The following is a 22543-nucleotide window of genomic DNA, read 5'->3' as shown; positions in this document are numbered from 1 at the left end:
TCCCCTACAGCTGATGGACGACGGGCACGGACAGCAGCCCGCACACCAGCACGACCCCCGCCGCGAACCCGAGCGCCCGTCCGCGGCCCCGCCCGTCCCGCCCGAGCAGCCCGACGGCGAGCCGCGTCTGCAGGGCGGTGAAGCCCTTCCCGACCCACGGCGCGAGCAGCAGGAACCCGATCCCGCCGATGCCGTGCACGGCCCACGCCCCGGCCAGGGCGGGCCCGCCCCAGGCGTCCGTCGGGTCGACGCCGGGCCGCAACGGATACCCGAGGTTGAGGGCCACCACGGCCCACCAGTACGCCGTCACCACGAGCCCGGCCAGACTCAACGGCACGGCCGCCAGGACGTACACCGCGGCGGCCGCCGCGCCGCCGCCCTCCCGCACCTCGAAGCCGAAGCGCTCCCCCAGCACCCGCTCCCGCAGCGCGCGTTGCACCCGCCCCACCGGCCCGCCCACCATCGCGAGCGGCACACACAGCACGCTCACCGGCACGGCCAGCACCAGATACCCCGCCCGCCGCCAGGTCTCCGGGCGGAACGGCTCCCGCCCGGTCTCCCGCCACCCGGGAAACCTCCGGCCCCTCACGGCCCTCGTCTGCGACTGCGCGGCGATGTCCATGCCTCCATGCTGTCGGCAGGGCCCGCGCGCCTCCATCGTGCGGGCACGGACACCGGGGGTGGGACAAACCGAACCCCCACCCGCTCCGTGCCCGGCCGCTCAGCCCTCGACCGCCGCCGAGTCCATCCAGACGACCTCCCAGATGTGGCCGTCCGGGTCCTGGAAGGAGCGGCCGTACATGAAGCCGTGGTCCTGCGGCTCGTTGGCCGCGGTGCCGCCCGCCGCCAGCGCCGCGTCGCACAGCTCGTCGACCTTCTCCCGGCTCTCGGCGCTGATGGCGATCAGGGCCTCGGTGTGGGTGGCGGTGTCCGTGATCTGCTTCGTCGTGAACTCCTTGAAGCGCGGCTCGGTCAGCAGCATCACGACGATGGTCTCGCTGACCACCATGGAGGCGGTCCTGTCGTCGCTGAACTGCTCGTTGAAGCCGTAACCCAGCTTGGCGAAGAAGTTCTTCGACACCTCCAGGTCCTTGACCGGAAGGTTGAGGAAGATCATCTGCTGGTACGTCGCCATGGTGTGCGCCCCTGTCTCTCGTCGTCCCGCTCGTCGGGCGCGGCCCGCTTGCCGTCGCCCTGCACAGATGTAGACCAGGGGTGATCGCGAAACTCATCGCCCCCGGGGAAGAAAAATGACACAGGATTCGAACGACGGCCCGGTGAAGCCGCAGACCTCCCCGCAACACGTCAGGCGCGTCGCCGACCGCGCCCCGGCGGACGCCCTGCGGGCCGGGCGACGCGGACGCGGTGACGGCGGCGAAGCCCTCCGGCGGGAACACCTGTATGTACTGCGGGAGTTGCTCGCCGACGGCGGGGAGCGGGCACGGCCGGAAGCACCCCCGCTCCCGTCTCACGAAGCGACACACCGGCGCAACACACTGGTCGTCATCCCCCCGCATGGTTGATCGTTGGGAGGTCCGTCCGCACGATGGCCGGGTCCGACGACCGACCACCGGGAAGCACTGGGGGAAACACGTCATGTCGATCAGCCGCCGCACGCTCCTCGCCGCCGGCACCGCGCTCGCCGCCGGCGGCGCCCTCACCGCCTGCGGCTCCAACACCGGCCGCGAGGAAGGCGGTTCGGGGGGCGGGGGTGACGCGAGCGGCGGGCCGGGGATCACCCAGTGGTACCACCAGTACGGGGAGCCCGGCACCGAGCAGGCCGTGCGGCGGTACGCGGCGGCGTACCGGAAGACCGAGGTCACCGTGCAGTGGCGGCCCGGCAACTACGACCAGCAGACCGCGGCGGCCCTGCTGACCGCCGACGGACCGGACGTGTTCGAGGTCAACGGGCCGACGCTGGACCAGATCCGGGGCGGCCAGGTGGTCGACCTCACCGACCTGTTCGAGGGGGTGCGGGGGGACTTCAATCCCGCCGTGCTGGCCCCGAAGACGTACGAAGGGAAGATCTGGTCCGTCCCGCAGGTCGTCGACACGCAGCTCCTCTTCTACCGCAGGAGCCTGCTCGCGGCGGCCGGCGTGCGGCCGCCGCGCACCCTGGACGAACTCGTGGACGCGGCGGCCGCGTTGACGGACGAGAAGACCAAGGGGCTCTTCCTCGGCAACGACGGCGGCGCGGGCGCCGTCGGCGGCACCCCGCTGTACGCGGCCGGGCTCTCCCTGGTCACCGGGGACGGCAAGGTGGGTTTCGACGACCCGGCCGCCGCCCGCGCGCTCGGCAAGCTGCGCCGGCTGTACGCCGACAAGTCGCTCCTGCTCGGCGCGCCCACCGACTGGTCGGACCCCTCCGCCTTCATCCAGGGGCTGACCGCGATGCAGTGGTCGGGCCTGTGGGCGCTGCCCGCCGTGCAGAAGGCGCTCGGTGACGACTTCGGCGTGCTGCCGTTCCCGAAGGACGGCAGCGGCGGAAAGCCGTCGGTGCCGGTCGGGGCGTACGGGGCGGCGGTGAACGCCCGCAGCAAGCAGCAGGCCGCCGCCAAGGCGTACGTCAAGTGGCTCTGGATCGAACAGGCGCAGCACCAGACGGACTTCGCGCTCTCCTACGGCTTCCACATCCCGGCCCGCGTCTCGCTCGCCCGCAAGGCGGACAAGCTGAAGCAGGGGGCGGCGGCCGACGCGGTCAGGTACGCGACGGAGAACGCCTACGCGCAGCCCCTCCTGTGGACCCCGGCGTCCGCGACCGCCTACCAGGACGCGCTGAGCCGCATCGTCAAGGACGGCGCGAACCCGGAAACGGAGCTGAGGAAGGTGATCCGCACGGCGAACGCGGAGCTTCAGCGCGTGCAGAAGAAGGCCTCGTGACGCAGGCCGCGGAAAGGACCGTGCGGGAGCGGCTGCTCGGCGCCCAGAACCGGACGCTGTGGTTCTGGGTGTTCGTCGGCCCCTTCGCGCTCGGGCTCGGCCTGTTCACGTACGTACCGCTGCTCTGGAGCCTCTGGCTCAGCTTCTTCGACGCCCGCAACACGGTCGTGCCCACGGACTTCGTCGGCCTCGACAACTACACCGCGATGCTGGGCGACGAGGCGTTCACCGGCAGCCTCGGCACCTTCGTCCTCTTCACCGCCTTCATCGTCCCGGCGACGTACGCGCTCTCGCTGGCGCTGGCGCTGATGGTGAACCGGCTGCGCTTCGCGCAGGCCTTCTTCCGGTCGGTGTTCTTCCTGCCGGCGGCCTGCTCGTACGTGGTGGCCGCCCTGATCTGGAAGATGTCGATCTTCAACGGGGTGCGGTTCGGGCTGGCGAACACCGTGCTCGGCTGGTTCGGCGCGGACCAGACGGCGTGGCTGTCGACGACCTCGCCGCCCTGGTACTGGCTGGTCATCGTGACCGTACGGCTCTGGCTCCAGGCGGGGTTCTACATGATCCTCTTCCTGGCGGGCCTGCAGCGCATCTCCCCCACGCTGTACGAGGCGGCCGCCGTCGACGGGGCCCGTCCGGGCTGGCAGGTCTTCCGGAACATCACCTTCCCGCTGCTGCGGGCGACGTCGGTCGCGGTCGTCCTGCTGCTGGTCATCAACGCCTTCCAGGCCTTCGACGAGTTCTACAACCTGCTCTCGGACTCGCGCGGCTACCCGCCGTACGCCCGGCCGCCGCTGGTCTACCTCTACTACACGGCCCTCGGGCAGGGGCAGAACCTGGGCCTGGGCAGTGCGGGCGCGATCATCCTGGCGCTGATCATCGCGGTGGTGACGGTCTTCCAGGCCCGCTTCTTCGGCCTCGGCAGCAAGGAGGACTGAGCCGTCATGAACGACGCCCTGGTGCGCGTGGGCCGTGCGCTGCGCGTGGCGCTGCTGATCGCCCTCGCCCTGCTCTTCCTGATCCCCTTCTACCTCCTGGTCCGCAACGGCCTGTCCACGGACGCCGAGATCACCTCCCCCGACTGGACCTTCTTCCCCGCCACCCTCCAGTGGGGCAACATCGCCGAGGTCTTCTCCGACACGACGGTCCCCTTCGCCCGCTCGCTGCTCAACTCGGCGCTGATCGCGGTCGCCACGACGCTGGGCACGGTGCTGCTCGCGGCGCTCGCCGGATACGGGCTGGCCCGCATCCCCTACCGTCACGCCGACGCCGTCTTCTACGCGATCCTGGGCACCCTGATGGTCCCCGCCGCGGTGACCTTCGTGCCCAGCTTCGTGCTGGTCTCCTCCCTGGGGTGGGTGTCCTCCCTCCGGGGCCTGATCATCCCCACCCTCTTCTCGGCCTTCGCGTGTTTCGTCTTCCGGCAGTACTTCCTGGGCTTCCCGAGGGAGCTGGAGGACGCGGCGCGGGTGGACGGGCTGGGGTACTGGCGCACCTTCTGGCGGATCGTGGTCCCCAACTCGCGGCCCGTGTTCGCGGCGGTCGCCACCATCACCTTCATCGGCGCCTGGAACGCGTTCCTGTGGCCGCTGGTCATCGGCCAGGACCAGAACTCCTGGACGGTGCAGGTGGCGCTGTCCACCCTGAACACCGCCCAGACGGTCAACCTGCACGGGCTCTTCGTCGCCGCGGCGGTCTCGGTCCTCCCCCTGCTGCTGGTCTTCCTCTTCTTCCAGCGGTGGATCGTGGCGGGCGTGGAACGCTCGGGCATCGACGACTGACGCCCGGGGCGGGGGCTCGGGGCGGTACGGGGGGGCTCGGGGTGGTACGGGGGACTCGGCGCGGTCCGGGGACCTCGGGGTGGCCCGGGGGCCTCGGGGCGGCCGGGGGCCTCGGGGCGGCCCGGGGGCCTCGGGGCGGCCCGAGAGGCTTCAGCGCGGTTCGAGGGGCCTCGGTGCGGCCGAGGGCCGGGCTGCTACGGCTGCTCCTACGCGTTGCCCCGCAGGAGCGCCGTGCCCAGCGGCGTCAGCGAGTGGAGCACCGCGCTGCCGTGCCGCAGCGTCACCACCAGCCCCGCCTCCCGCAGCACCCCCGCGTGCTGGCTCGCCGACGCCAGGGACACCCCCGCCCGCCGGGCCAGTTCGCTGGTCGTGCACCCGTGGTCGATGGCCCGCAGTACCGCCGCCCGCGTGGACCCCACCAGCCGCCCCAGCGAGGCCCCGGCCCGCTCACTCGGGGGCCCCGGCGCGTGCGCCACCGGGTACACCAGCACGGGCGGCAGCCCCGGGTCGTACAGCATCACCGGCGCCCCCTGGCAGAAGAAGGACGGCTGGAGCCGCAGCCCCCGCCCCTGGAGATATACCTCGCGCTCCACCGGGTAGTCCGCCTCCAGCACGGGCGAGTGCCACCGCAGCCCCGGCGGCAGCGACGCCAGCAGCGCGTCGGCGCCGCCGTCGAGCAGCGCCCGCCCCCGCGCCGCCCGGTCCGCCTCGACCCGTGCGTGCAGATGCGGCCACATCGGGGCGACCACCGCCCGGTGGTAGTCGACCAGGGCGTCCACCAGCCCGGCGAGCGGTACGTCCACCTCCCCGCCCAGCACCGCCAGTTCCGCTCCGACCCGCCCGTCGGGCGTGCCCCGCACGGCCGCCAGTCCCTCTTCCCACCCCACCGCCCCCTCCTCCGGCGTGAGGAAGTCGGGGAAGTACCCCCGGGGCGGCACCACCGCCCGCAGCAGCCGGCGGCCGTCCCCGCCGCCCGCCCACCCGGCGCGGGCCCGGTCCCGCCAGTCGCCGTACGTCCGTCCGCCCCGGCGGTCCCGCAGCCGGTGCAGGCTCAGGACCGTCTCCCACAGGGCGTCCGGCCGTGCGGCGAGCCTCACCCGTGCGAGGTCCTCCCCCGTGAAGTGGATGCGCAGCACCACCGGCCCAACTCCCCACCCTCGCCCACCGGTTGCATCCGCAACCGTCCCAGGGAACGAGTATGCACGCCCTCACGCCCCGTCACCACGGCCTTTCGGCCACAGTTGAAACGCCTCGCGGCGACGGAAGGCCAGGGGCGAAGCTGAGCGACGTCGGACACCGGCCGCCCCGCACGTCCGAGGGGTTCGGTGAAGGCCGTGGGGGGCTTCGCCGTACTTGACGGCGACGCGCGGGGCCGGCGGAATCGGTGTCCGGCCGAGGCGCCGGGGCGCGGTCGGCAGGTGGGGATCTGCCGGCCGTGCCCGGTGCCGCCGCCCGGGAAACGCCGGGAGAAGTCCCGGCGAACCCCCGACTGCGAAGGTCAACTTTTCAACTGCCACCTTCGCGCACCAGGACCAAGCTTCACGCTCCGCGGGGACGACTCCCCACCCCACCCCGTCTTCGGGCGCCAGCGCCCCCACCCGCTCGGTCGCCGCAGCCACCCTGCCTCTCGGGCTCCGCAGCCGCTCTCCACCCCCGGCCCCTCGGGCTCCACCCCCGGCCCCTTGGGCGACGGGGCCGCCCCAAGGGGGCGGAACGGGCGGGCAAGGGGGCGGCCCCTCCCGCTCCCGGCCCACCCGGGTGCCGCCCCTTACGTGAGCGCCTGTGCCAGGCACGCTCCTCCGCCAAGGCCGAGAGCTCAGCCCCGTACCGAACGCCTCAGCCCCGCCCGGCTCAGGCAGAGAGGCCCCGAACCCGCCCCTTTCCCTAAAGCGCTCGCCGCGCGGCCGCCCACGGTTCCCGTGCGGGTGAGTGGGTGGCTGGTCGCGCAGTTCCCCGCGCCCCTGGACGGGGCGCCAGAAGCGCAGCCCCAGGAAGCCCCGTACGCCGAAGCGGCGGCACCCCCGCACAGGGTGCCGCCGCTTCGTGAGGAGCCGAGCCCGCCGCCGGGCGGTGAGGGTGGGGTGGTGCAGTCCCGGCGACGGACTCGGGGGTCTCGCGGAGGAAGGGAAACCGCGTCAGCGGCTGTCGCTGCCCGCCGACTGGGCCGCCGCCCGCCCCGCCTCCAGCCGGGCGACCGGAATGCGGAACGGGGAGCAGGACACGTAGTCCAGGCCCACCTCGTGGAAGAAGTGGACGGACTCCGGGTCGCCGCCGTGCTCGCCGCAGACGCCCAGCTTCAGGTCGGGACGGGTCTTGCGGCCGGCCTCCACCGCGGAGCGGACCAGCGAGCCGACGCCGTCCTTGTCAATGGTCTCGAAGGGGGACACCCCGAAGATGCCCTTCTCCAGGTACGCCGTGAAGAAGGAGGCCTCCACGTCGTCGCGGGAGAAGCCCCACACCGTCTGGGTCAGGTCGTTCGTGCCGAAGGAGAAGAACTCCGCCGCCTCGGCGATCTGCCCGGCGGTGATGGCGGCGCGCGGCAGCTCGATCATCGTGCCCAGCGCCAGCTTGAGGTCTGTCCCGGTGGCCGCCTGGACCTCCGCGATGACCGCCTCGGCCTCCTCGCGGACGATCTCCAGCTCCTGGACGGTGCCCACCAGCGGAATCATGATCTCCGCACGCGGGTCGCCCTTGGCCTCGCGCCGCTCGGCGGCCGCCTCCGCGATGGCCCGCACCTGCATGGTGAACAGGCCCGGAATGACCAGGCCCAGGCGGACGCCGCGCAGACCCAGCATCGGGTTCTGCTCGTGCAGCCGGTGCACGGCCTGGAGCAGCCGCAGGTCGTTCTCGTTGGCGTCCTTGCGGGACTCGGCGAGGGCGACGCGCACGGAGAGTTCCGTGATGTCGGGGAGGAACTCGTGCAGCGGCGGGTCGAGGAGGCGGACGGTGACCGGCAGGCCGTCCATGGCCTCGAAGAGCTCTATGAAGTCCTGCTTCTGGAGCGGCAGCAGCCCCTTGAGGGCCTCCTCGCGCTCGTTGTCGGTGTCCGCGAGGATCAGCTTCTCGACCATCTCGCGGCGCTCGCCCAGGAACATGTGCTCGGTGCGGCACAGGCCGATGCCCTGCGCCCCGAAGCGCCGCGCCCGCAGCGCGTCCTCGGCGTTGTCGGCGTTGGCGCGCACCCGCAGCCGGCGGCGGCGGTCCGCGTACGCCATGATCCGGTGCACGGCCTCGACCAGTTCGTCGGCGTCGTCGGCGCCGGCGTGCATGCGGCCCTCGAAGTACTCCACGACCGGCGACGGGACGACCGGGACCTCGCCCAGGTAGACCTTGCCGGAGGAGCCGTCGATGGAGACGACGTCGCCCTCCTCGACCACCGTGTCGCCGACGGTGAGGCGGCGGCGCTTGGTGTCGACCTCGATCTCCTCGGCGCCGCAGACACAGGTCTTGCCCATGCCGCGCGCGACGACGGCGGCGTGCGAGGTCTTGCCGCCGCGCGAGGTCAGGATGCCCTCGGCGGCGATCATGCCGTCCAGGTCGTCCGGGTTGGTCTCCCGGCGGATCAGGATGACCTTCTCGCCCGAGCGCGACCACTTGACGGCCGTGTACGAGTCGAAGACCGCCTTGCCGACCGCCGCACCCGGCGAGGCGGCGATGCCCCGGCCGAGCAGCCGCGTCTTCGCGCTGTCGTCGAAGCGGGGGAACATCAGTTGCGCGAGCTGCGCGCCGTTGACCCGCTGGAGCGCCTCGGCCTCGTCGATGAGGCCCTGGTCCACGAGCTGCGTGGCGATGCGGAAGGCCGCGCCCGCCGTGCGCTTGCCGACGCGGGTCTGGAGCATCCAGAGCTGGCCGCGCTCGATGGTGAACTCGATGTCGCACAGGTCCTTGTAGTGCGTTTCGAGGGTCTCCATGATCTGCATGAGCTGGTCGTACGACGCCTTGTCGATCGACTCCAGGTCGGCGAGCGGGACGGTGTTGCGGATGCCCGCGACGACGTCCTCGCCCTGCGCGTTCTGCAGGTAGTCGCCGTACACGCCCTGGTGGCCGGAGGCCGGGTCGCGGGTGAAGGCGACGCCCGTGCCGGAGTCCGGGCCGAGGTTGCCGAAGACCATCGAGCAGACGTTGACCGCGGTGCCCAGGTCGCCCGGGATGCGCTCCTGACGGCGGTAGAGCTTGGCGCGGTCGGTGTTCCACGAGTCGAAGACCGCGTTGATCGCGAGGTCCATCTGCTCGCGCGGGTCCTGCGGGAAGTCGCGGCCGGCCTCGTCGGAGACGATCTTCTTGAACTTCTTGACGAGCTTCTTGAGGTCGGCGGCCTCCAGGTCGGTGTCGACCTTCACCTTCTTGGCCGTCTTGGCCTCTTCGAGGGCGTCCTCGAAGAGTTCGCCGTCCACGCCGAGGACGGTCTTGCCGAACATCTGGATGAGGCGCCGGTAGGAGTCCCACGCGAAACGCTCGTCGCCGCCGACCTGCTGTGCCAGGCCGGTGACGGAGGCGTCGGAGAGGCCGATGTTGAGAACCGTGTCCATCATGCCGGGCATGGAGAACTTCGCGCCGGAGCGGACCGAGACGAGGAGCGGGTTGTCGGCCTGGCCGAGCTTCTTGCCCATCTTCGCCTCAAGGGCGTCCAGATGGGCGCTGACCTCGTCGCGCAGCTCCTTGGGAGCGTCGCCGCTGTCGAGGTAGACCTTGCAGGCCTCGGTCGTGATCGTGAACCCCGGAGGCACCGGCAGACCCAGGTTGGTCATCTCGGCGAGGTTGGCGCCCTTGCCACCGAGAAGGTCCTTGAGGTCCTTGTTGCCCTCGGTGAAGTCGTAGACGAACTTCTGCCCGGAAGAAGACTTCGCTACGTGGGGTTCTTTGTTTTCCGACACGGTCTCGGCTCCTCGAAGACGCGTTGGCTGCCCTGACGGCGAGGAACATACCCAGATCGAAGGTGTCTGGGTACGTCCACTTAACCGTCATACGGCTTTAACCGCCTGTCCGCCAGCAGATCGAAAGTGCTGCGGCCGTCCGCGTCCCGTACCGCATTCCTTCAGGCATTGAACGCAAGATCACGCAGAGCCACAGAAGATCCCGCCCGGATCGACGATCCGTCACGTCTGATCCCGGGGATTGAAAAAATAAAGGGTGGCACTGGGTGCCACCCTTTGAAAAATGCAGCCCGTCGCCGAGCGCTCATCTGAGCGAGTACAGCATCAGGCGTGGCGAGAATCACTCGCGCGTACGCTCATCAGAGCACCCCGGATCTCACCCTCCGGACGTGTCCAGCTCCGCCTCGTCACTGATCCCGGCACAGTCATACGGGTCCTTCAACCAGCCATCCGGCAGCACAACCCGCCCATTTCCGGATGTACGCCCCCGAGGCCCATCGGCCCCCTCGGGCCACGGCTGGTCCAGATCCAGCTCGCTCAGATGAGCGTCCATTTCGGCGAGCGAGGAGGACACGGCGAGCTTCTTGCGCATCTCGCCGCCCGTCGAGAAGCCCTTCAAGTACCAGGCGACGTGCTTGCGGAAGTCGATGACACCGCGTGCCTCGTCGCCGATCCACTCGCCGAGCAGCTCCGCGTGCCGCCGCATCACCACCGCGACCTCGCGCAGCGTGGGCGCGGCCCGCTCCGCGCGGCCCTCGAAGGCCGCCACCAGGTCGCCGAACAGCCACGGCCGCCCCAGGCAGCCGCGCCCCACGACCACGCCGTCGCAGCCCGTCTCCCGGACCATCCGCAGCGCGTCGTCCGCCGACCAGATGTCGCCGTTGCCGAGCACCGGGATCTCCGGCACATGCTCCTTCAGGCGCGCGATGGCGTCCCAGTCGGCGGTGCCGCCGTAGTGCTGGGCGGCCGTGCGGCCGTGCAGGGCGATCGCGGTGACGCCCTCGTCGACGGCGATGCGTCCGGCGTCCAGGAAGGTGATGTGGTCGTCGTCGATGCCCTTGCGCATCTTCATCGTCACGGGCAGGTCGCCCGCGTTGCCCACGGCCTCGTGCAGGATCGCGCGCAGCAGCGGCCGCTTGTACGGGAGCGCCGAGCCGCCGCCCTTGCGGGTCACCTTGGGCACCGGGCAGCCGAAGTTGAGGTCGATGTGGTCGGCGAGGTCCTCGTCCACGATCATGCGGACCGCCTTGCCGACGGTGACCGGGTCCACTCCGTACAACTGGATCGAACGCGGGGTCTCCGTCGCGTCGAAGTGGATCAGTTGCATCGTCTTCTCGTTGCGCTCGACCAGCGCCCGCGTCGTGATCATCTCGCTCACGAACAGGCCCTTCCCGCCGGAGAACTCACGGCAGAGGGTGCGGAAGGGGGCGTTCGTGATGCCCGCCATGGGTGCGAGGACCACGGGCGGCTGCACGACATGGGGGCCGATGTTGAGCGGGGTCATTGACTCATTGTCGCGCACCCCCCGCACCCGATCGAGCGGTTTCTTTAGTTATCCGTACTATCGAAAGATGTCCGCCGACCCCTCCCTCCCGCTGACGCACCGCCGCCGGATGCTGATCCTTGGCATCTGCTGCATGAGCCTGCTGATCGTCAGCCTCGACAACACGGCGCTCAACGTCGCCCTCCCCGCCATGCAGCGCGAGCTGGACGCGAGCGTCGCCGGGATGCAGTGGACCATCGACGCCTACACCCTCGTCCTGGCCTCCCTGCTGATGCTCGCCGGGTCGACGGCCGACCGCGTCGGGCGGCGCAAGGTGTTCATGGCAGGCCTGGTGCTCTTCACCCTCGGCTCGCTGCTGTGCTCGCTCGCCCCGAACCTGGAGTCGCTGGTCGCCTTCCGGGCGGTCCAGGCGATCGGCGGCTCCATGCTCAACCCGGTCGCGATGTCGATCATCACCAACACCTTCACCGACCCGCGCGAACGCGCCCGTGCCATCGGCGTCTGGGGCGGGGTCGTCGGCATCTCCATGGCCGCGGGACCCCTGGTCGGCGGACTGCTGGTCGACTCGGTGGGCTGGCGGTCGATCTTCTGGGTCAACCTGCCGGTCGGCCTCGCGGCCCTGCTGCTGACGTTCCGGTACGTCCCCGAGTCGCGCGCCTCCAGGGCCCGCCGGGCCGACCCGGTGGGCCAGCTCCTGGTGATCGCGCTGCTCGCCTCGCTGACGTACGCGATCATCGAGGGCCCGGAGGCGGGCTGGCTCTCGCCGCTCACGCTGTCGCTCGCGGGGGCCGCGGTCCTGGCCCTGGCCGGGCTGGTGCTGTACGAGCCCCGGCGGGCGGAGCCGCTGATCGACCTGCGGTTCTTCCACAGCGCGCCGTTCAGCGGGGCGACGGTGATCGCGGTCTGCGCGTTCGCCTCGCTGGCCGGGTTCCTCTTCCTGAACACCCTGTACCTGCAGAACGTGCGCGGTCTGTCCGCCCTGCACGCCGGGCTGTACATGCTGCCCATGGCCGCCATGACCTTCGTCTGCGCACCGCTGTCCGGACGGCTGGTGGGGGCGCGCGGGCCCCGTCTTCCGCTGCTGGTCGCAGGAACGGCGATGACGGCGAGCGCGGTGCTGTTCGCGGGCTTCCGGGCGGAGACGGACAACGTGCTGATGTTCACCGGCTATGTGCTCTTCGGCCTCGGCTTCGGCATGGTGAACGCCCCCATCACCAACACGGCGGTGTCCGGGATGCCGCGCGCCCAGGCCGGGGTCGCGGCGGCCATCGCCTCGACCAGCCGCCAGGTCGGCTCCACGCTGGGGGTCGCGGTGATCGGGGCGGTGATCGCGGCGGGGATCAGCGGGACCTCGTACGCCGACGGCTTCGTGGAGGCGGCCGTCCCGGCGTGGTGGGTCATCGCGGGCTGCGGCCTGGCCGTCCTCCTGGTCGGGGCGCTGACCAGCGGAAAGTGGGCGAAGGGCACCGCCCTGCGGACGGCGGAGCGGCTGGCGTCGCCGGGGCCCCGGGAGACCGCGCCGGCCAACGCGTGAACCTGCCCGCCCGCCTCGCGCCGCTCCCGCGGACGGCCCGGCGGACGACGACGGCACCGGGGGCGGCAGCCCTGAGAGCCCTCTTCCCGGGCTCACCGAGGGGCCGGGCCACGCACGCGTGGGCCCGGACCGTCGGAACGGTCCGGGCCCACGCGCGGCTGAGTCAGCTCTGGGAGGCGTCGCCGTCCGCCTGCTGCGCGTCCCCGCCGCCGGCGGCCTTCTCGCGCATCTTGGCCAGCAGTTCGGCCTTCTTCTCCGCCGCCGACGCGCGGTCGGCGTTGCGGTGCGGGCCGTTGTTGGCGCGCTCGTCGCGGGACTGCCGCTTGCGCTGGCCGCCGCCCTGGCCGACGGGGTTGTTGATGTTCTTGCTGGTGGTCACGGGTTCTCCCGGAATGATGTGAAGTGATCTACGGATTCGTCGGTGGGGGACGGGCGCGGCGGCATCGCAGGACGTCAGCGGCGGCCCGTCACGCTCTCACTCGTAAATCGGCGTCTGGAAGAACATGGTCACGACGGTACCCGCTCCCGACGGGGCCGCGCACCAGATTTCCGCCGCCCCCGGCTGGGCGGAGCTCAGCCGCCGCCCTCCAGGAAGCGCAGCACGGCCAGCACCCGACGGTGGTCGGCGTCCGCGCGGGGCAGGTCCAGTTTGGCGAGGATGGAGTTGATGTGCTTGGCCACCGCGCTCTCGCTGAGCACGAGCTGCGCGGCGATCCCCGCGTTCGAGCGGCCCTCCGCCATCGAAGCGAGCACCTCGCGTTCCCGGGCGGTGAGGCGGTCGAGCGGGTCGCTGCCCCGGCGGACCAGGAGCTGGGCGACGACCTGGGGGTCCAGGGCCGTGCCGCCGTCGGCGACGCGGCACAGGGCCTCGATGAACTCCTCCACGTCGGCGACGCGCTGCTTGAGGAGGTAGCCGATCCCGGTGGTGTGCCGGGAGAGGAGATCCGCCGCGTACCGCTCCTCGACGTACTGGGAGAGCATGAGGACCGCCGTGGAGGGCCATCTCTCGCGCAGGGCGAGGGCCGCGCGGATTCCCTCGTCGGTGAAGCCGGGCGGCATCCTGACGTCCACGACCGCGAGGTCCGGGCGGTGTTCCCCGACGGCCGCGAGCAGGCCGTCCGCGTCGTCGGACTCCGCGACGACGTCGAAGCCGGCCATGTCGAGGATCTTGACGACGCCCATGCGGAGAAGGACGGAGTCCTCGGCTATCACTGCGCGGCGGCGCGGCACGGCAACTCCACGGTCATCACGGTCGGTCCCCCGGTGGGGCTGCTGAGGCGGAACGCGCCGTCGACGGAGGACGCCCGTTGCGCGAGGCCGCGCAGTCCGGTGCCGGCGGAGGGGTCGGCGCCGCCCGTTCCGTCGTCGGTGACGATCACCCGCAGTATCTCCCCGCGCCGGGTCACGGTCACCTCCGCCCTGGTCGCGTGCGCGTGCTTGGCGATGTTGGTGAGGGCTTCGGAGACGACGAAGTAGGCGACGGCCTCGACGGCGGGTGCGGGACGGGAGGGGATGTCCACGCGCAGGCGCACGGGGAGGGGCGCGCGGGCCGCGAGTCCCGACAGGGCGGGGTCCAGGCCGAGTTCGTCCAGCACCGAGGGGTGCAGGCCGCGCACCAGGTTGTTGAGCTCCTCGATGGACTCCTTCGCCGCCCGGTGCGCCTCGTCGATGACCGCCTGTGCCTCGGGCGGCAGGTCCTTCAACGTCGCTCTGGCGATACCGAGGTTGAGAGCCATCGAGACCAGGTGCTGCTGGGCCCCGTCGTGCAGGTCCCGTTCGATGCGCCGCCGTTCGGCGTCCGCCGCGTCCACCGCCGCGGCCCGGCTCTCGGTGAGGTCCGACACGCGCCGCTCGAGGGCTTCGGCCCTGTCGTCCCGCAGCAGGGCGGGGGCGATGCGGTGTTCCAGCCGTACGAGAGCTCCGGCGGCCGGCGGCACGGCGAACAACGAGCCGATCCCGGCGGCCATGACGAACGCCGACCAGGTGGTGTAGTCCCGGTGCGCCGTCCGGAACTCGTCCGGCAGCAGCCACTCCCACGCGTACACCGTCGTCCCGGCGACGGCGAGCAGCACCAGCGCCAGCACCGCGAGTTCGAGCAGGGCGAGGCAGGGGCCCACGAGCCAGTGGTACCCGAACTGCCGCCGCGCCGCCGCGAACCGCAGCCGGGGCATCTCCACCCCGCACAGCTCGCGGAACCGCCACCGCTGCGCCTCAGTGAGCCAGAACCCGGCGGCGACGACCAGCGCGAGGGCCACCGGCAGCCCGTACGGGGCCGCGTCCAGGCGTCCCTCCAGGAGCCCGACGAACTGTGTCGTCGCCCACAGGAACAGCGGCACGGTGAGCAGGTGCAGCGGCACCCCCGTGGCCACGAACGCGAGGTCGCGGCGCAGCCGCGCGCGGGCACGGGCCCGGCGGGACCGCCGCTCGGCGCCCGTCCCGGCCCTCGGGCGGGTGAGCGGCCCGGGAGTTCCCCGGGTCAGGAGGTTCATGATCCGACGGTAGACGGTGGGTCCGACAGCCCACCAGGAAGCCCGTTGCCGTGCGGGGGTGCAACTGGTGCCACCCCGGTCCGGCAACCAGCGTTCCTGACTTGGGCCGCCGGAATCCGGAGTGTGGAGCCAGGCCCGACAACCGGGTCCGTACTCCCCGAAGAGCCCCGGAAGGAACCGTCCCATGGCACTCCTCGTCTTCGCCTGCCCGTTCCCCACCGCCCGGTGGCAGGGCGGGCTGCTCACCCTGGCCGGGCTGGCCCTGCTTCCGTGGACGGGGTACCTGGCCGCCACCCTGCCGCCCGCCGAGGCCGCCGCGTGGGTGGGACTGGACTTGCTGGAGGCCCTCTGTCTGCTCGTCGCGGGAGCCCGTGTGCGGCAGGGACGCGCCGCCCGTCTCCCCGCCGCCGGGGCCGCCCTGCTGCTCGCCGCCGACGCCTGTGCCGACCTGCTCGTCTCCGCGCCGGGCCCGGAGTTCGCCGCCGCCCTCGCCATGGCGGGGTGTGCCGAGCTGCCGCTGGCCGTCCTGTGCGCCGCCCGGGCACGCCGGAGCCCCCGGCCGCGCCAACGGGCGGCCGGGGGCTCCGGGACGTACGGGGAGGAGACGTACCGGGGGGTCAGCAGCCGATGAGGCGGACCGCCAGGTACTCCTGGATCATGTCCAGCGACACGCGCTCCTGCTTCATGGTGTCGCGCTCGCGCACGGTCACCGCGTTGTCGTCCAGGGTGTCGAAGTCGACCGTCACGCAGAACGGCGTGCCGATCTCGTCCTGGCGGCGGTAGCGGCGGCCGATGGCGCCCGCGTCGTCGAACTCGATGTTCCAGTTCTTGCGCAGGTCCGCGGCGAGGCCCTTGGCCTTCGGCGAGAGCTGCGGGTTGCGGGAGAGCGGGAGCACCGCGACCTTGACCGGGGCCAGGCGCGGGTCGAGGCCCATCACGACGCGCTTCTCCATGACGCCCTTGGCGTTGGGCGCCTCGTCCTCGCGGTAGGCGTCCAGCATGAAGGCGAGCATCGCGCGGTTGACGCCGGCGGCCGGCTCGATGACGTACGGCGTCCAGCGCTCGTTGGCCTCCTGGTCGAAGTAGACCAGGTCGTGGCCGGAGGCCTTGGAGTGCGCCTTCAGGTCGAAGTCGGTGCGGTTGGCGACGCCTTCGAGCTCGGAGAACTCCGTGCCGCCGAAGTTGAAGCGGTACTCGATGTCGGCGGTGCGCTTGGAGTAGTGGGAGAGCTTCTCGGCCGGGTGCTCGTACCAGCGGATGTTCTCGGGGTCGATGCCGAGGTCCAGGTACCAGTTCCAGCGCTGCTCCATCCAGTACTCCTGCCACTGCTCGTCCTCGCCCGGCTTGACGAAGAACTCCATCTCCATCTGCTCGAACTCGCGCGTGCGGAAGATGAAGTTGCCCGGAGTGATCTCGTTCCGGAAGGACTTGCCCATCTGCGCGATGCCGAACGGCGGCTTCTTGCGGGCGGTCTGCTGCACCTGGGCGAAGTTGGTGAAGATGCCCTGCGCGGTCTCCGGGCGCAGGTACGCCTTCGAGCCGGTGTCCTGGGTGGGGCCGAGGTGCGTCTCCAGCATGCCGGAGAACTGCTTGGGCTCGGTGAACTGGCCCTTGGTGCCGCAGTTGGGGCAGTTGACGTCGGCCAGGCCGTTCTCGGGGGCGCGGCCGTGGTGCTTGGCCTCGTACGCCTCGATCAGGTGGTCGGCGCGGTGGCGCTTGTGGCAGGAGGTGCACTCGGTGAGCGGGTCGGAGAAGGTCGCGACGTGGCCGGACGCCTCCCACACCTCGGGGGCCAGGATGACCGACGAGTCGATGCCGACCACGTCCTCGCGCGCGATGACCATCGCGCGCCACCACTGGCGCTTGATGTTCTCCTTGAGCTCGACACCCAGCGGACCGTAGTCCCAGGCGGCCCGGGACCCGCCGTAGATCTCACTGCTCGGGAAAACGAAGCCACGGCGCTTGCTCAGGCTGACGATGGTCTCGATCTTGTCGGCGGCCACGGTGCTCTCTTCATTACGACGACGAAGGTGTGGGTCCCGCCGGTGCGCGCTGCTTCCCCGCGCGGCCCCCCTGCACGGCCACGACCCGGCACGGCCCGGCGAATGCTTCAGGTTACCGGCGTGCGGGGGCCCCGGATCAAATCGGTATCGGGGACAGAGCGGACAAGCGCACTATTGACAATCGTTTCCACTTTTGTTGAAAATGACTGTCATGAACGTACGACGCCTGATACCCGCCGCCGCCACCGCCGCCGCCGCCTCTCTCGGACTGGTCACCCTGTCCGCCTGCGGAGGGGGTTCCTCCGCCGCGGACGGCAAGGGCGCGGACGGCGGGCTGAAGGTGACCGCGTCGTTCTACCCCCTGCAGTACCTGGCCGAGCAGATAGGCGGCGACAAGGTCTCCGTCACCACGCTGACCAAGCCGGGCGTCGAACCGCACGACCTGGAGCTGGGCCCCAAGCAGACCGCCCAGCTCGGCGAAGCGGACCTGATCCTCTACCTCGGCGGCCTCCAGCCCGCCGTCGACGAGGCCGTGAAGCAGTCCGGGGCCAAGGCCACCGTCGACGCCGCGACCCTGACGAAGATGGAGAAGCACGGCGCCGAGGCCGGCGGGCACGACCACGGGCACGGCGGCGAGGAGGCCGGGCACGAGGGCCACGGCCACGACCACGCCGAGGACGGCGCCGACCCGCACGTCTGGCTGGATCCCGTGAAGTACGCGGAGATCGCCAAGGGCGTGGAGAAGTCCCTCGCGAAGGCCGACCCGAAGAACGCCGCGACGTACGAGAAGAACAGCGCGACACTGGTCACGAAGCTGGACGGCCTGAACACGGCGTTCCGGAACGGCCTGAAGAACACCTCCACCAAGACCTTCATCACCACCCACTCCGCCTTCGGCTACCTCGCCGAGCGGTACGGCCTGGAGCAGGAGGCCATCAACGGCGTCTCCCCCGAGTCGGACCCGAGCCCGGCCCACATCAAGCAGCTCCAGAAGATCGCCAAGGAGGACAAGGTCTCCACGGTCTTCTTCGAGACGCTGATCAGCGACCGGACGGCGAAGACCTTCGCCTCGGACGCCGGCCTCAAGACGGACGTCCTGGACCCGCTGGAGGGCATCACGCCCGGCAAGTCCAAGGGCTCCACCTACATCGAGGTCATGCAGTCCAACCTCGAAGCGCTGAAGAAGGCGCTCGGCGCCAAGTGATGCCACTCCCAGCGGCCCCGGAGGCACGAACCGTGCACAACGACTCCGTCATATCCCTGCGCGCGGCGACCGCCGTGCTCGGCTCGCGCCCCGTGCTGCGCGGCATCGACCTCGCCGTCGAGCGCGGCGAGGTCGTCGCCCTGCTCGGCGCCAACGGCTCGGGCAAGTCCACCGCGGTGCGGTCCGTGATCGGGCAGGTGCCGCTCACCGGCGGCTCGGTCGAGCTGTTCGGCACGCCGCTGAAGCGCTTCAGGCAGTGGGCGCGCGTCGGTTACGTCCCCCAGCGCACGACGGCCGCGGGCGGCGTGCCCGCGACGATCCGCGAGGTCGTCTCCTCGGGGCGGCTCTCCCGCGCCCGGTTCGGGCTGCTGTCGAAGGCCGACAAGGCCGCCGTCGAGCGGGCCATCGGCCTGGTGGGCCTCGCCGACCGGGCGAAGGACTCGGTGAGCGCCCTGTCCGGCGGGCAGCACCAGCGGGTGCTGATCGCGCGGGCGCTGGCCGGCGAACCCGAACTGCTGATCATGGACGAGCCGATGGCCGGCGTCGACCTGGCCAGCCAGGAGATCCTCGCCGCGACCCTGCGCGAGCAGGTGGCCGCCGGGGTCTCCGTCCTGCTGGTCCTGCACGAGCTGGGCCCCCTGGAGCCGCTCATCGGCCGCACGGTCGTCCTGCGCGACGGCCTGGTGGCGTACGACGGCCCGGTGACCGCCGGGGACGCCCTGCCCGGCCACGAACCGCACCACCTGACCCAGGAGGACTGCCACCCGCCCGCGGCCCCGGCACCCGCCTCCCCCGTACCGACGGGACTGCTGAGCTGATGCTGACCGAGATCCTCTCCACCGCCTTCATGCAGCGCGCCCTGATCGCCGCCGTCCTAGTCGGCGTCACCGCGCCCGCCATCGGCATCTACCTGGTGCAGCGCCGCCAGTCCCTGATGGGCGACGGCATCGGCCACGTCGCGATGACCGGCGTCGGCCTCGGCTTCCTGATGCAGGCCAGCCCCGTGTGGACGGCCACCGTCGTCGCCGTCGCGGGCGCGGTGGTCATGGAGCTGATCCGCTGGTACGGCAAGACCCGGGGCGACATCGCCCTGGCCATGCTGTTCTACGGCGGCATGGCGGGCGGTGTGCTGCTGATCAACCTGGCGCCGACCGGTTCCAACGCCAATCTGTCCTCGTACCTCTTCGGTTCGCTCTCCACGGTCTCCCAGGAGGACGTGACGGCGATCATGCTGCTCGCGGCGTTCGTGGTGGCGGTGACGGTCGGGCTGCGGCGGCAGTTGTTCGCGGTGAGCCAGGACGAGGAGTTCGCGCGGGTCACCGGGCTGCCGGTGCGGGCGCTGAACCTGCTGGTCGCGGTGGTGGCGGCGGTGACGGTGACGGTCGCCATGCGGGTCGTGGGACTGCTCCTGGTCAGCGCGCTGATGGTGGTGCCGGTGGCGGCCGCGCAGCAGATCTCGCGCAGCTTCGCGGTCACCTTCGTGCTGGCGGTCGCCATCGGCACGGCGGTGACGCTGGGCGGCACGGTGGCCTCCTACCAGTACGACGTGCCGCCGGGCGCGACGATCGTGCTGCTGGCCATCGTGGCCTTCGTCGCACTGACACTTCTGGCCACACCGCTGGCACGACGCCGGGCCCGCGCGGGACACTCGACGGGACCGGCCGACGCGGCCGAGCCCGTGGCGGCGAAGCTCTGAGCCGGAGCGCGGCGGCGCTCCTGGCACAATGGCCCGACGTATCTACCCGCGTAATGGGCAACCTGAGGAGGCACCTGTGACGACGGCGCCGAGCGGTGCGACCGCGACGACGAACACCGCACCGGTGAAGGGGCGCTCCACCCGGCAGCGGACCGCCGTGGCGGCGGCGCTGGACGAGGTGGACGAGTTCCGCAGCGCGCAGGAACTCCACGACATGCTCAAGCACAAGGGCGACTCGGTGGGCCTGACCACGGTCTACCGCACGCTCCAGTCGCTGGCCGACGCCGGCGAGGTGGACGTGCTGCGCACCAGTGAGGGCGAGTCGGTCTACCGGCGCTGCTCCACGGGCGACCACCACCACCATCTGGTGTGCCGGATGTGCGGCAAGGCGGTCGAGGTCGAGGGCCCGGCGGTCGAGTCGTGGGCCGAGTCCGTCGCGGCCCAGCACGGCTATGTGAACGTGGCGCACACCGTGGAGATCTTCGGCACCTGCGCGGAGTGCGCCGCCGCCTGATCCCGCGCGCCTGCCGAACGCCCCAACTCCCTTGCCGGGTTGGGGCGTTCGGCGTGTTTCGGCCAAGTCGCACGGAGTGCCGCACGCACTCCTGACAGATGTTCAGCTTCCGTGGCACGCTCCTCACGCACACCGGTTTCCGCACCGCTTACCTCTTCGCAGAAGGAGTCAGCGTGAGACGTCGTCCCCCCAGTGCACTGTTCGGTCTGGCGGCCGCCGTGGGCGGTCTGCTCGCCACCGCCGCGGCCCCCGCCGCCGCATCCGGCGCCCCCTCCCCCGCCGCCCCCGCCGCCCGCACCGCCGAGCAGCAGGTACGGAACTTCTGGACGCCGGAGCGGATGCGTGCGGCGAAGCCGCTCGACCTGCTGAAGGTGTCCCCCGCCAAGGTCTCCCCGGCGAGGGCCGACGGCCCCGCGACCTCCGTCCCCGGCACCCGGGCCTTCCCGCAGAAGGGCGGCGCGTGGACCGGCGGCGGGGCGGTGGTGAAGACCTCCGGCCGCGTGTTCTTCACGTACCAGGGCCGCACCGCCTCCTGCTCGGGCAACTCCGTCACCAGCCAGAACAAGTCGACCGTCGTCACGGCGGGACACTGCGTCAAGATGGACGGCGCCTGGCACACGAACTGGGTGTTCGTGCCCGCCTACAATGACGGCGTCACCCCGTACGGGACGTGGACCGCCGCGAAGCTCTCCGCCACCGACCAGTGGACGGCGAGCGAGGACATCAACTACGACGTGGGCCTCGCCGTGGTGAACCCGCTGAACGGGCAGAAGCTGTCCGACGTGGTCGGGGCGCAGGGCGTCCAGTTCAACGGCGGCTACAACAAGCCGATGTACGCGTTCGGCTTCCCGGCGGCCGCCCCGTACGACGGCAAGAAGCTGGTCTACTGCTCCGGGAACACCACGAAGGACTTCCTGCTCACCAAGGACCACGGCCTGGCCTGCGACATGACCGGCGGCTCCAGCGGCGGCCCGTGGTTCAACTCCTTCAATGAGTCCGCCGGCACCGGCCTCCAGGCCTCGGTGAACAGCTTCGGCTACACCTTCCTGCCGGGCCGGATGTTCGGCCCGTACTTCGGCAACGAGGTGAAGGCGGCGTACGACAAGGCCCAGGCGGGCTGACCCGGCGGGCGGGGCCCGGCGGGTGCGCGCACCGGGCCCCGCCCCGCACGGGGCCCGGCGACGGCTCAGCCCTGTCCGGGAACCTGCGCGAGCGGGGAACCGCCGCCGTTCTGCTGCTCGTTGGGGACCGCCCCGCCGAAGCGACGGTCGCGCTGCGCGTACTCGTAGCAGGCGTCCCAGAGGTTGCGCCGGTCGAAGTCCGGCCACAGCACGTCCTGGTAGACGAACTCGGCGTACGCGCTCTGCCAGAGCAGGTAGTTGGAGGTGCGCTGCTCGCCGCTGGGACGCAGGAAGAGGTCCACGTCCGGCATGTCCGGGTAGTACAGGTACTTGGCGAAGGTCTTCTCGTTGACCTTCGACGGGTCGAGCTTCCCGGCGGCGACGTCCCGGGCGACGGCCTGGGCGGCGTCCGCGATCTCGGCGCGGCCGCCGTAGTTCACGCAGAAGTAGAGGGTCATCGCGTCGTTGTCGACGGTCTGTTCCTGGGCGACCTGGAGCTCCTGGACGACCGACTTCCACATCTTGGGCATCCGGCCGACCCAGCGGATGCGGATGCCGAGCTCGTTCATCTCGTCGCGGCGGCGGCGGATGACGTCCCGGTTGAAGTTCATCAGGAAGCGGACCTCGTCGGGGGTGCGCTTCCAGTTCTCGGTGGAGAAGGCGTACAGCGAGAGGTTCTTGACGCCCATCTCCAGGCAGCCCTTGAGGACGTCCAGGACGACGCCCTCGCCGACCTTGTGGCCCTCGGTGCGGGGCAGGCCGCGCTCCTTGGCCCAGCGGCCGTTGCCGTCCATGACGATCGCGACGTGCTCGGGGACGAGCTCACCGGGAATCCTCGGGGGGCGCGCGCCGGACGGGTGCGGCTCGGGGATCTTGTACTCGCGCTTGGTGCGCCCCAGGATTCCGCGTCGTGCCATGGTTCGTAGCTCTCCCTGTGATGTGCCCG

At 71.4% G+C, this 22543-nt stretch carries 20 protein-coding genes; 10 read left to right on the top strand and 10 right to left on the bottom strand.

Going from position 1 to position 22543, the window contains the following annotated elements:
- Positions 1-4: 4 nt before the first annotated feature.
- Positions 5-622, bottom strand: coding sequence for a hypothetical protein (locus ACIP93_RS09480; RefSeq protein WP_401757120.1), 618 nt, complete (start codon positions 620-622; stop codon positions 5-7).
- Positions 623-721: 99 nt separating this feature from the next.
- Positions 722-1135 (bottom strand): VOC family protein, encoded by a 414-nt coding sequence (locus tag ACIP93_RS09475; RefSeq protein WP_401757118.1) that lies wholly within the window; start codon positions 1133-1135, stop codon positions 722-724.
- A gap of 461 nt (positions 1136-1596) precedes the next feature.
- Here ACIP93_RS09475 and ACIP93_RS09470 point away from each other — a divergent pair, with 461 nt between their 5' ends.
- From ACIP93_RS09470 to ACIP93_RS09460, 3 genes are read left to right on the top strand one after another with little or no spacing between them, the layout of a single operon-like run.
- The gene (locus ACIP93_RS09470; protein ID WP_401757116.1) at positions 1597-2880 is read left to right on the top strand and encodes an ABC transporter substrate-binding protein; all 1284 of its coding nucleotides are present in this window, start codon (positions 1597-1599) and stop codon (positions 2878-2880) included.
- A complete protein-coding gene (locus ACIP93_RS09465; protein ID WP_401757114.1) occupies positions 2877-3815 on the top strand; it encodes a carbohydrate ABC transporter permease in 939 nt (312 codons plus the stop codon). Before ACIP93_RS09470 ends, ACIP93_RS09465 begins: the two co-directional genes overlap by 4 nt.
- 6 nt (positions 3816-3821) lie before the next feature.
- A complete protein-coding gene (locus ACIP93_RS09460) occupies positions 3822-4658 on the top strand; it encodes a carbohydrate ABC transporter permease (RefSeq protein ID WP_401757112.1) in 837 nt (278 codons plus the stop codon).
- Positions 4659-4864: 206 nt separating this feature from the next.
- Here the strand turns inward: ACIP93_RS09460 and ACIP93_RS09455 are convergent, their stop codons facing one another.
- The 3 genes from ACIP93_RS09455 to dusB form a co-directional block, all read right to left on the bottom strand.
- Entirely contained in the window at positions 4865-5794 is a 930-nt protein-coding gene (locus ACIP93_RS09455; RefSeq protein ID WP_345226484.1) for a helix-turn-helix domain-containing protein, read from the bottom strand.
- Between the two features lie 999 nt (positions 5795-6793).
- Positions 6794-9532 carry a pyruvate, phosphate dikinase gene (gene ppdK, locus ACIP93_RS09450; RefSeq protein WP_345223139.1) on the bottom strand — a complete coding sequence of 913 codons (2739 nt, stop codon included), beginning with the start codon at positions 9530-9532 and terminating at the stop codon, positions 6794-6796.
- Between the two features lie 376 nt (positions 9533-9908).
- Complete coding sequence (dusB, locus tag ACIP93_RS09445) at positions 9909-11036, bottom strand: tRNA dihydrouridine synthase DusB (RefSeq protein ID WP_345223138.1); 1128 nt, start codon at positions 11034-11036, stop codon at positions 9909-9911.
- Between the two features lie 109 nt (positions 11037-11145).
- Between dusB and ACIP93_RS09440 the strand changes: the two genes are divergently transcribed.
- Positions 11146-12570: an MFS transporter gene (locus ACIP93_RS09440; protein ID WP_401757917.1), complete on the top strand. Its 1425-nt coding sequence runs from the start codon at positions 11146-11148 to the stop codon at positions 12568-12570.
- A 163-nt stretch (positions 12571-12733) separates the two neighbouring features.
- Here ACIP93_RS09440 and ACIP93_RS09435 read toward each other — a convergent pair whose 3' ends face one another.
- The 3 genes from ACIP93_RS09435 to ACIP93_RS09425 form a co-directional block, all read right to left on the bottom strand.
- Positions 12734-12949, bottom strand: coding sequence for a DUF6243 family protein (locus tag ACIP93_RS09435; protein WP_345223137.1), 216 nt, complete (start codon positions 12947-12949; stop codon positions 12734-12736).
- A 194-nt stretch (positions 12950-13143) separates the two neighbouring features.
- Entirely contained in the window at positions 13144-13782 is a 639-nt protein-coding gene (locus tag ACIP93_RS09430) for a response regulator (protein WP_401757915.1), read from the bottom strand.
- Positions 13779-15059 (bottom strand): histidine kinase, encoded by a 1281-nt coding sequence (locus ACIP93_RS09425; RefSeq protein WP_401757109.1) that lies wholly within the window; start codon positions 15057-15059, stop codon positions 13779-13781. The genes ACIP93_RS09430 and ACIP93_RS09425 overlap by 4 nt, the downstream gene beginning before the upstream one ends.
- Before the next feature lie 184 nt (positions 15060-15243).
- Between ACIP93_RS09425 and ACIP93_RS09420 the strand changes: the two genes are divergently transcribed.
- The gene (locus ACIP93_RS09420; protein ID WP_401757107.1) at positions 15244-15690 is read left to right on the top strand and encodes a hypothetical protein; all 447 of its coding nucleotides are present in this window, start codon (positions 15244-15246) and stop codon (positions 15688-15690) included.
- On the opposite strand, the gene ACIP93_RS09415 is transcribed toward ACIP93_RS09420, so the two are convergent.
- On the bottom strand, positions 15677-17062 hold the full coding sequence (locus ACIP93_RS09415) for a glycine--tRNA ligase (RefSeq protein ID WP_345223136.1): 1386 nt from the start codon (positions 17060-17062) through the stop codon (positions 15677-15679). The genes ACIP93_RS09420 and ACIP93_RS09415 overlap by 14 nt on opposite strands.
- A gap of 211 nt (positions 17063-17273) precedes the next feature.
- Here ACIP93_RS09415 and ACIP93_RS09410 point away from each other — a divergent pair, with 211 nt between their 5' ends.
- The 5 genes from ACIP93_RS09410 to ACIP93_RS09390 all read left to right on the top strand — a co-directional run bounded on the left by ACIP93_RS09410 (position 17274) and on the right by ACIP93_RS09390 (position 21597).
- Positions 17274-18266 carry a metal ABC transporter substrate-binding protein gene (locus ACIP93_RS09410; protein WP_401757105.1) on the top strand — a complete coding sequence of 331 codons (993 nt, stop codon included), beginning with the start codon at positions 17274-17276 and terminating at the stop codon, positions 18264-18266.
- Positions 18266-19084, top strand: coding sequence for a metal ABC transporter ATP-binding protein (locus ACIP93_RS09405; RefSeq protein WP_401757103.1), 819 nt, complete (start codon positions 18266-18268; stop codon positions 19082-19084). The genes ACIP93_RS09410 and ACIP93_RS09405 overlap by 1 nt, the downstream gene beginning before the upstream one ends.
- Positions 19084-19962: a metal ABC transporter permease gene (locus tag ACIP93_RS09400; protein WP_401757101.1), complete on the top strand. Its 879-nt coding sequence runs from the start codon at positions 19084-19086 to the stop codon at positions 19960-19962. The genes ACIP93_RS09405 and ACIP93_RS09400 overlap by 1 nt, the downstream gene beginning before the upstream one ends.
- A gap of 76 nt (positions 19963-20038) precedes the next feature.
- Positions 20039-20476 (top strand): transcriptional repressor, encoded by a 438-nt coding sequence (locus ACIP93_RS09395; RefSeq protein ID WP_345223132.1) that lies wholly within the window; start codon positions 20039-20041, stop codon positions 20474-20476.
- 173 nt (positions 20477-20649) lie between these two features.
- Positions 20650-21597 (top strand): trypsin-like serine peptidase, encoded by a 948-nt coding sequence (locus tag ACIP93_RS09390; RefSeq protein WP_401757099.1) that lies wholly within the window; start codon positions 20650-20652, stop codon positions 21595-21597.
- A gap of 65 nt (positions 21598-21662) precedes the next feature.
- Here the strand turns inward: ACIP93_RS09390 and ACIP93_RS09385 are convergent, their stop codons facing one another.
- Complete coding sequence (locus ACIP93_RS09385; RefSeq protein WP_345223130.1) at positions 21663-22514, bottom strand: isoprenyl transferase; 852 nt, start codon at positions 22512-22514, stop codon at positions 21663-21665.
- Positions 22515-22543: the final 29 nt, after the last annotated feature.

The sequence above is a fragment of the Streptomyces sp. NPDC088745 genome (genome assembly GCF_044751045.1).
Taxonomy (GTDB): Bacteria; Actinomycetota; Actinomycetes; order Streptomycetales; family Streptomycetaceae; genus Streptomyces; species Streptomyces cremeus.
Note: the sequence above shows the minus strand (reverse complement) of the source record. Positions and strands in the feature narration are given on the sequence as shown.

Coding starts and splice junctions, on each gene's coding strand:
- ACIP93_RS09480 (WP_401757120.1), bottom strand. CDS start 622: ATGGACATCGCCGCGCAGTCGCAGACGAGGGCCGTGAGGGGCCGGAGG.
- ACIP93_RS09475 (WP_401757118.1), bottom strand. CDS start 1,135: ATGGCGACGTACCAGCAGATGATCTTCCTCAACCTTCCGGTCAAGGAC.
- ACIP93_RS09470 (WP_401757116.1), top strand. CDS start 1,597: ATGTCGATCAGCCGCCGCACGCTCCTCGCCGCCGGCACCGCGCTCGCC.
- ACIP93_RS09460 (WP_401757112.1), top strand. CDS start 3,822: ATGAACGACGCCCTGGTGCGCGTGGGCCGTGCGCTGCGCGTGGCGCTG.
- dusB (WP_345223138.1), bottom strand. CDS start 11,036: ATGACCCCGCTCAACATCGGCCCCCATGTCGTGCAGCCGCCCGTGGTC.
- ACIP93_RS09440 (WP_401757917.1), top strand. CDS start 11,146: ATGCTGATCCTTGGCATCTGCTGCATGAGCCTGCTGATCGTCAGCCTC.
- ACIP93_RS09425 (WP_401757109.1), bottom strand. CDS start 15,059: ATGAACCTCCTGACCCGGGGAACTCCCGGGCCGCTCACCCGCCCGAGG.
- ACIP93_RS09420 (WP_401757107.1), top strand. CDS start 15,244: ATGGCACTCCTCGTCTTCGCCTGCCCGTTCCCCACCGCCCGGTGGCAG.
- ACIP93_RS09410 (WP_401757105.1), top strand. CDS start 17,274: ATGAACGTACGACGCCTGATACCCGCCGCCGCCACCGCCGCCGCCGCC.
- ACIP93_RS09405 (WP_401757103.1), top strand. CDS start 18,266: ATGCCACTCCCAGCGGCCCCGGAGGCACGAACCGTGCACAACGACTCC.
- ACIP93_RS09400 (WP_401757101.1), top strand. CDS start 19,084: ATGCTGACCGAGATCCTCTCCACCGCCTTCATGCAGCGCGCCCTGATC.
- ACIP93_RS09385 (WP_345223130.1), bottom strand. CDS start 22,514: ATGGCACGACGCGGAATCCTGGGGCGCACCAAGCGCGAGTACAAGATC.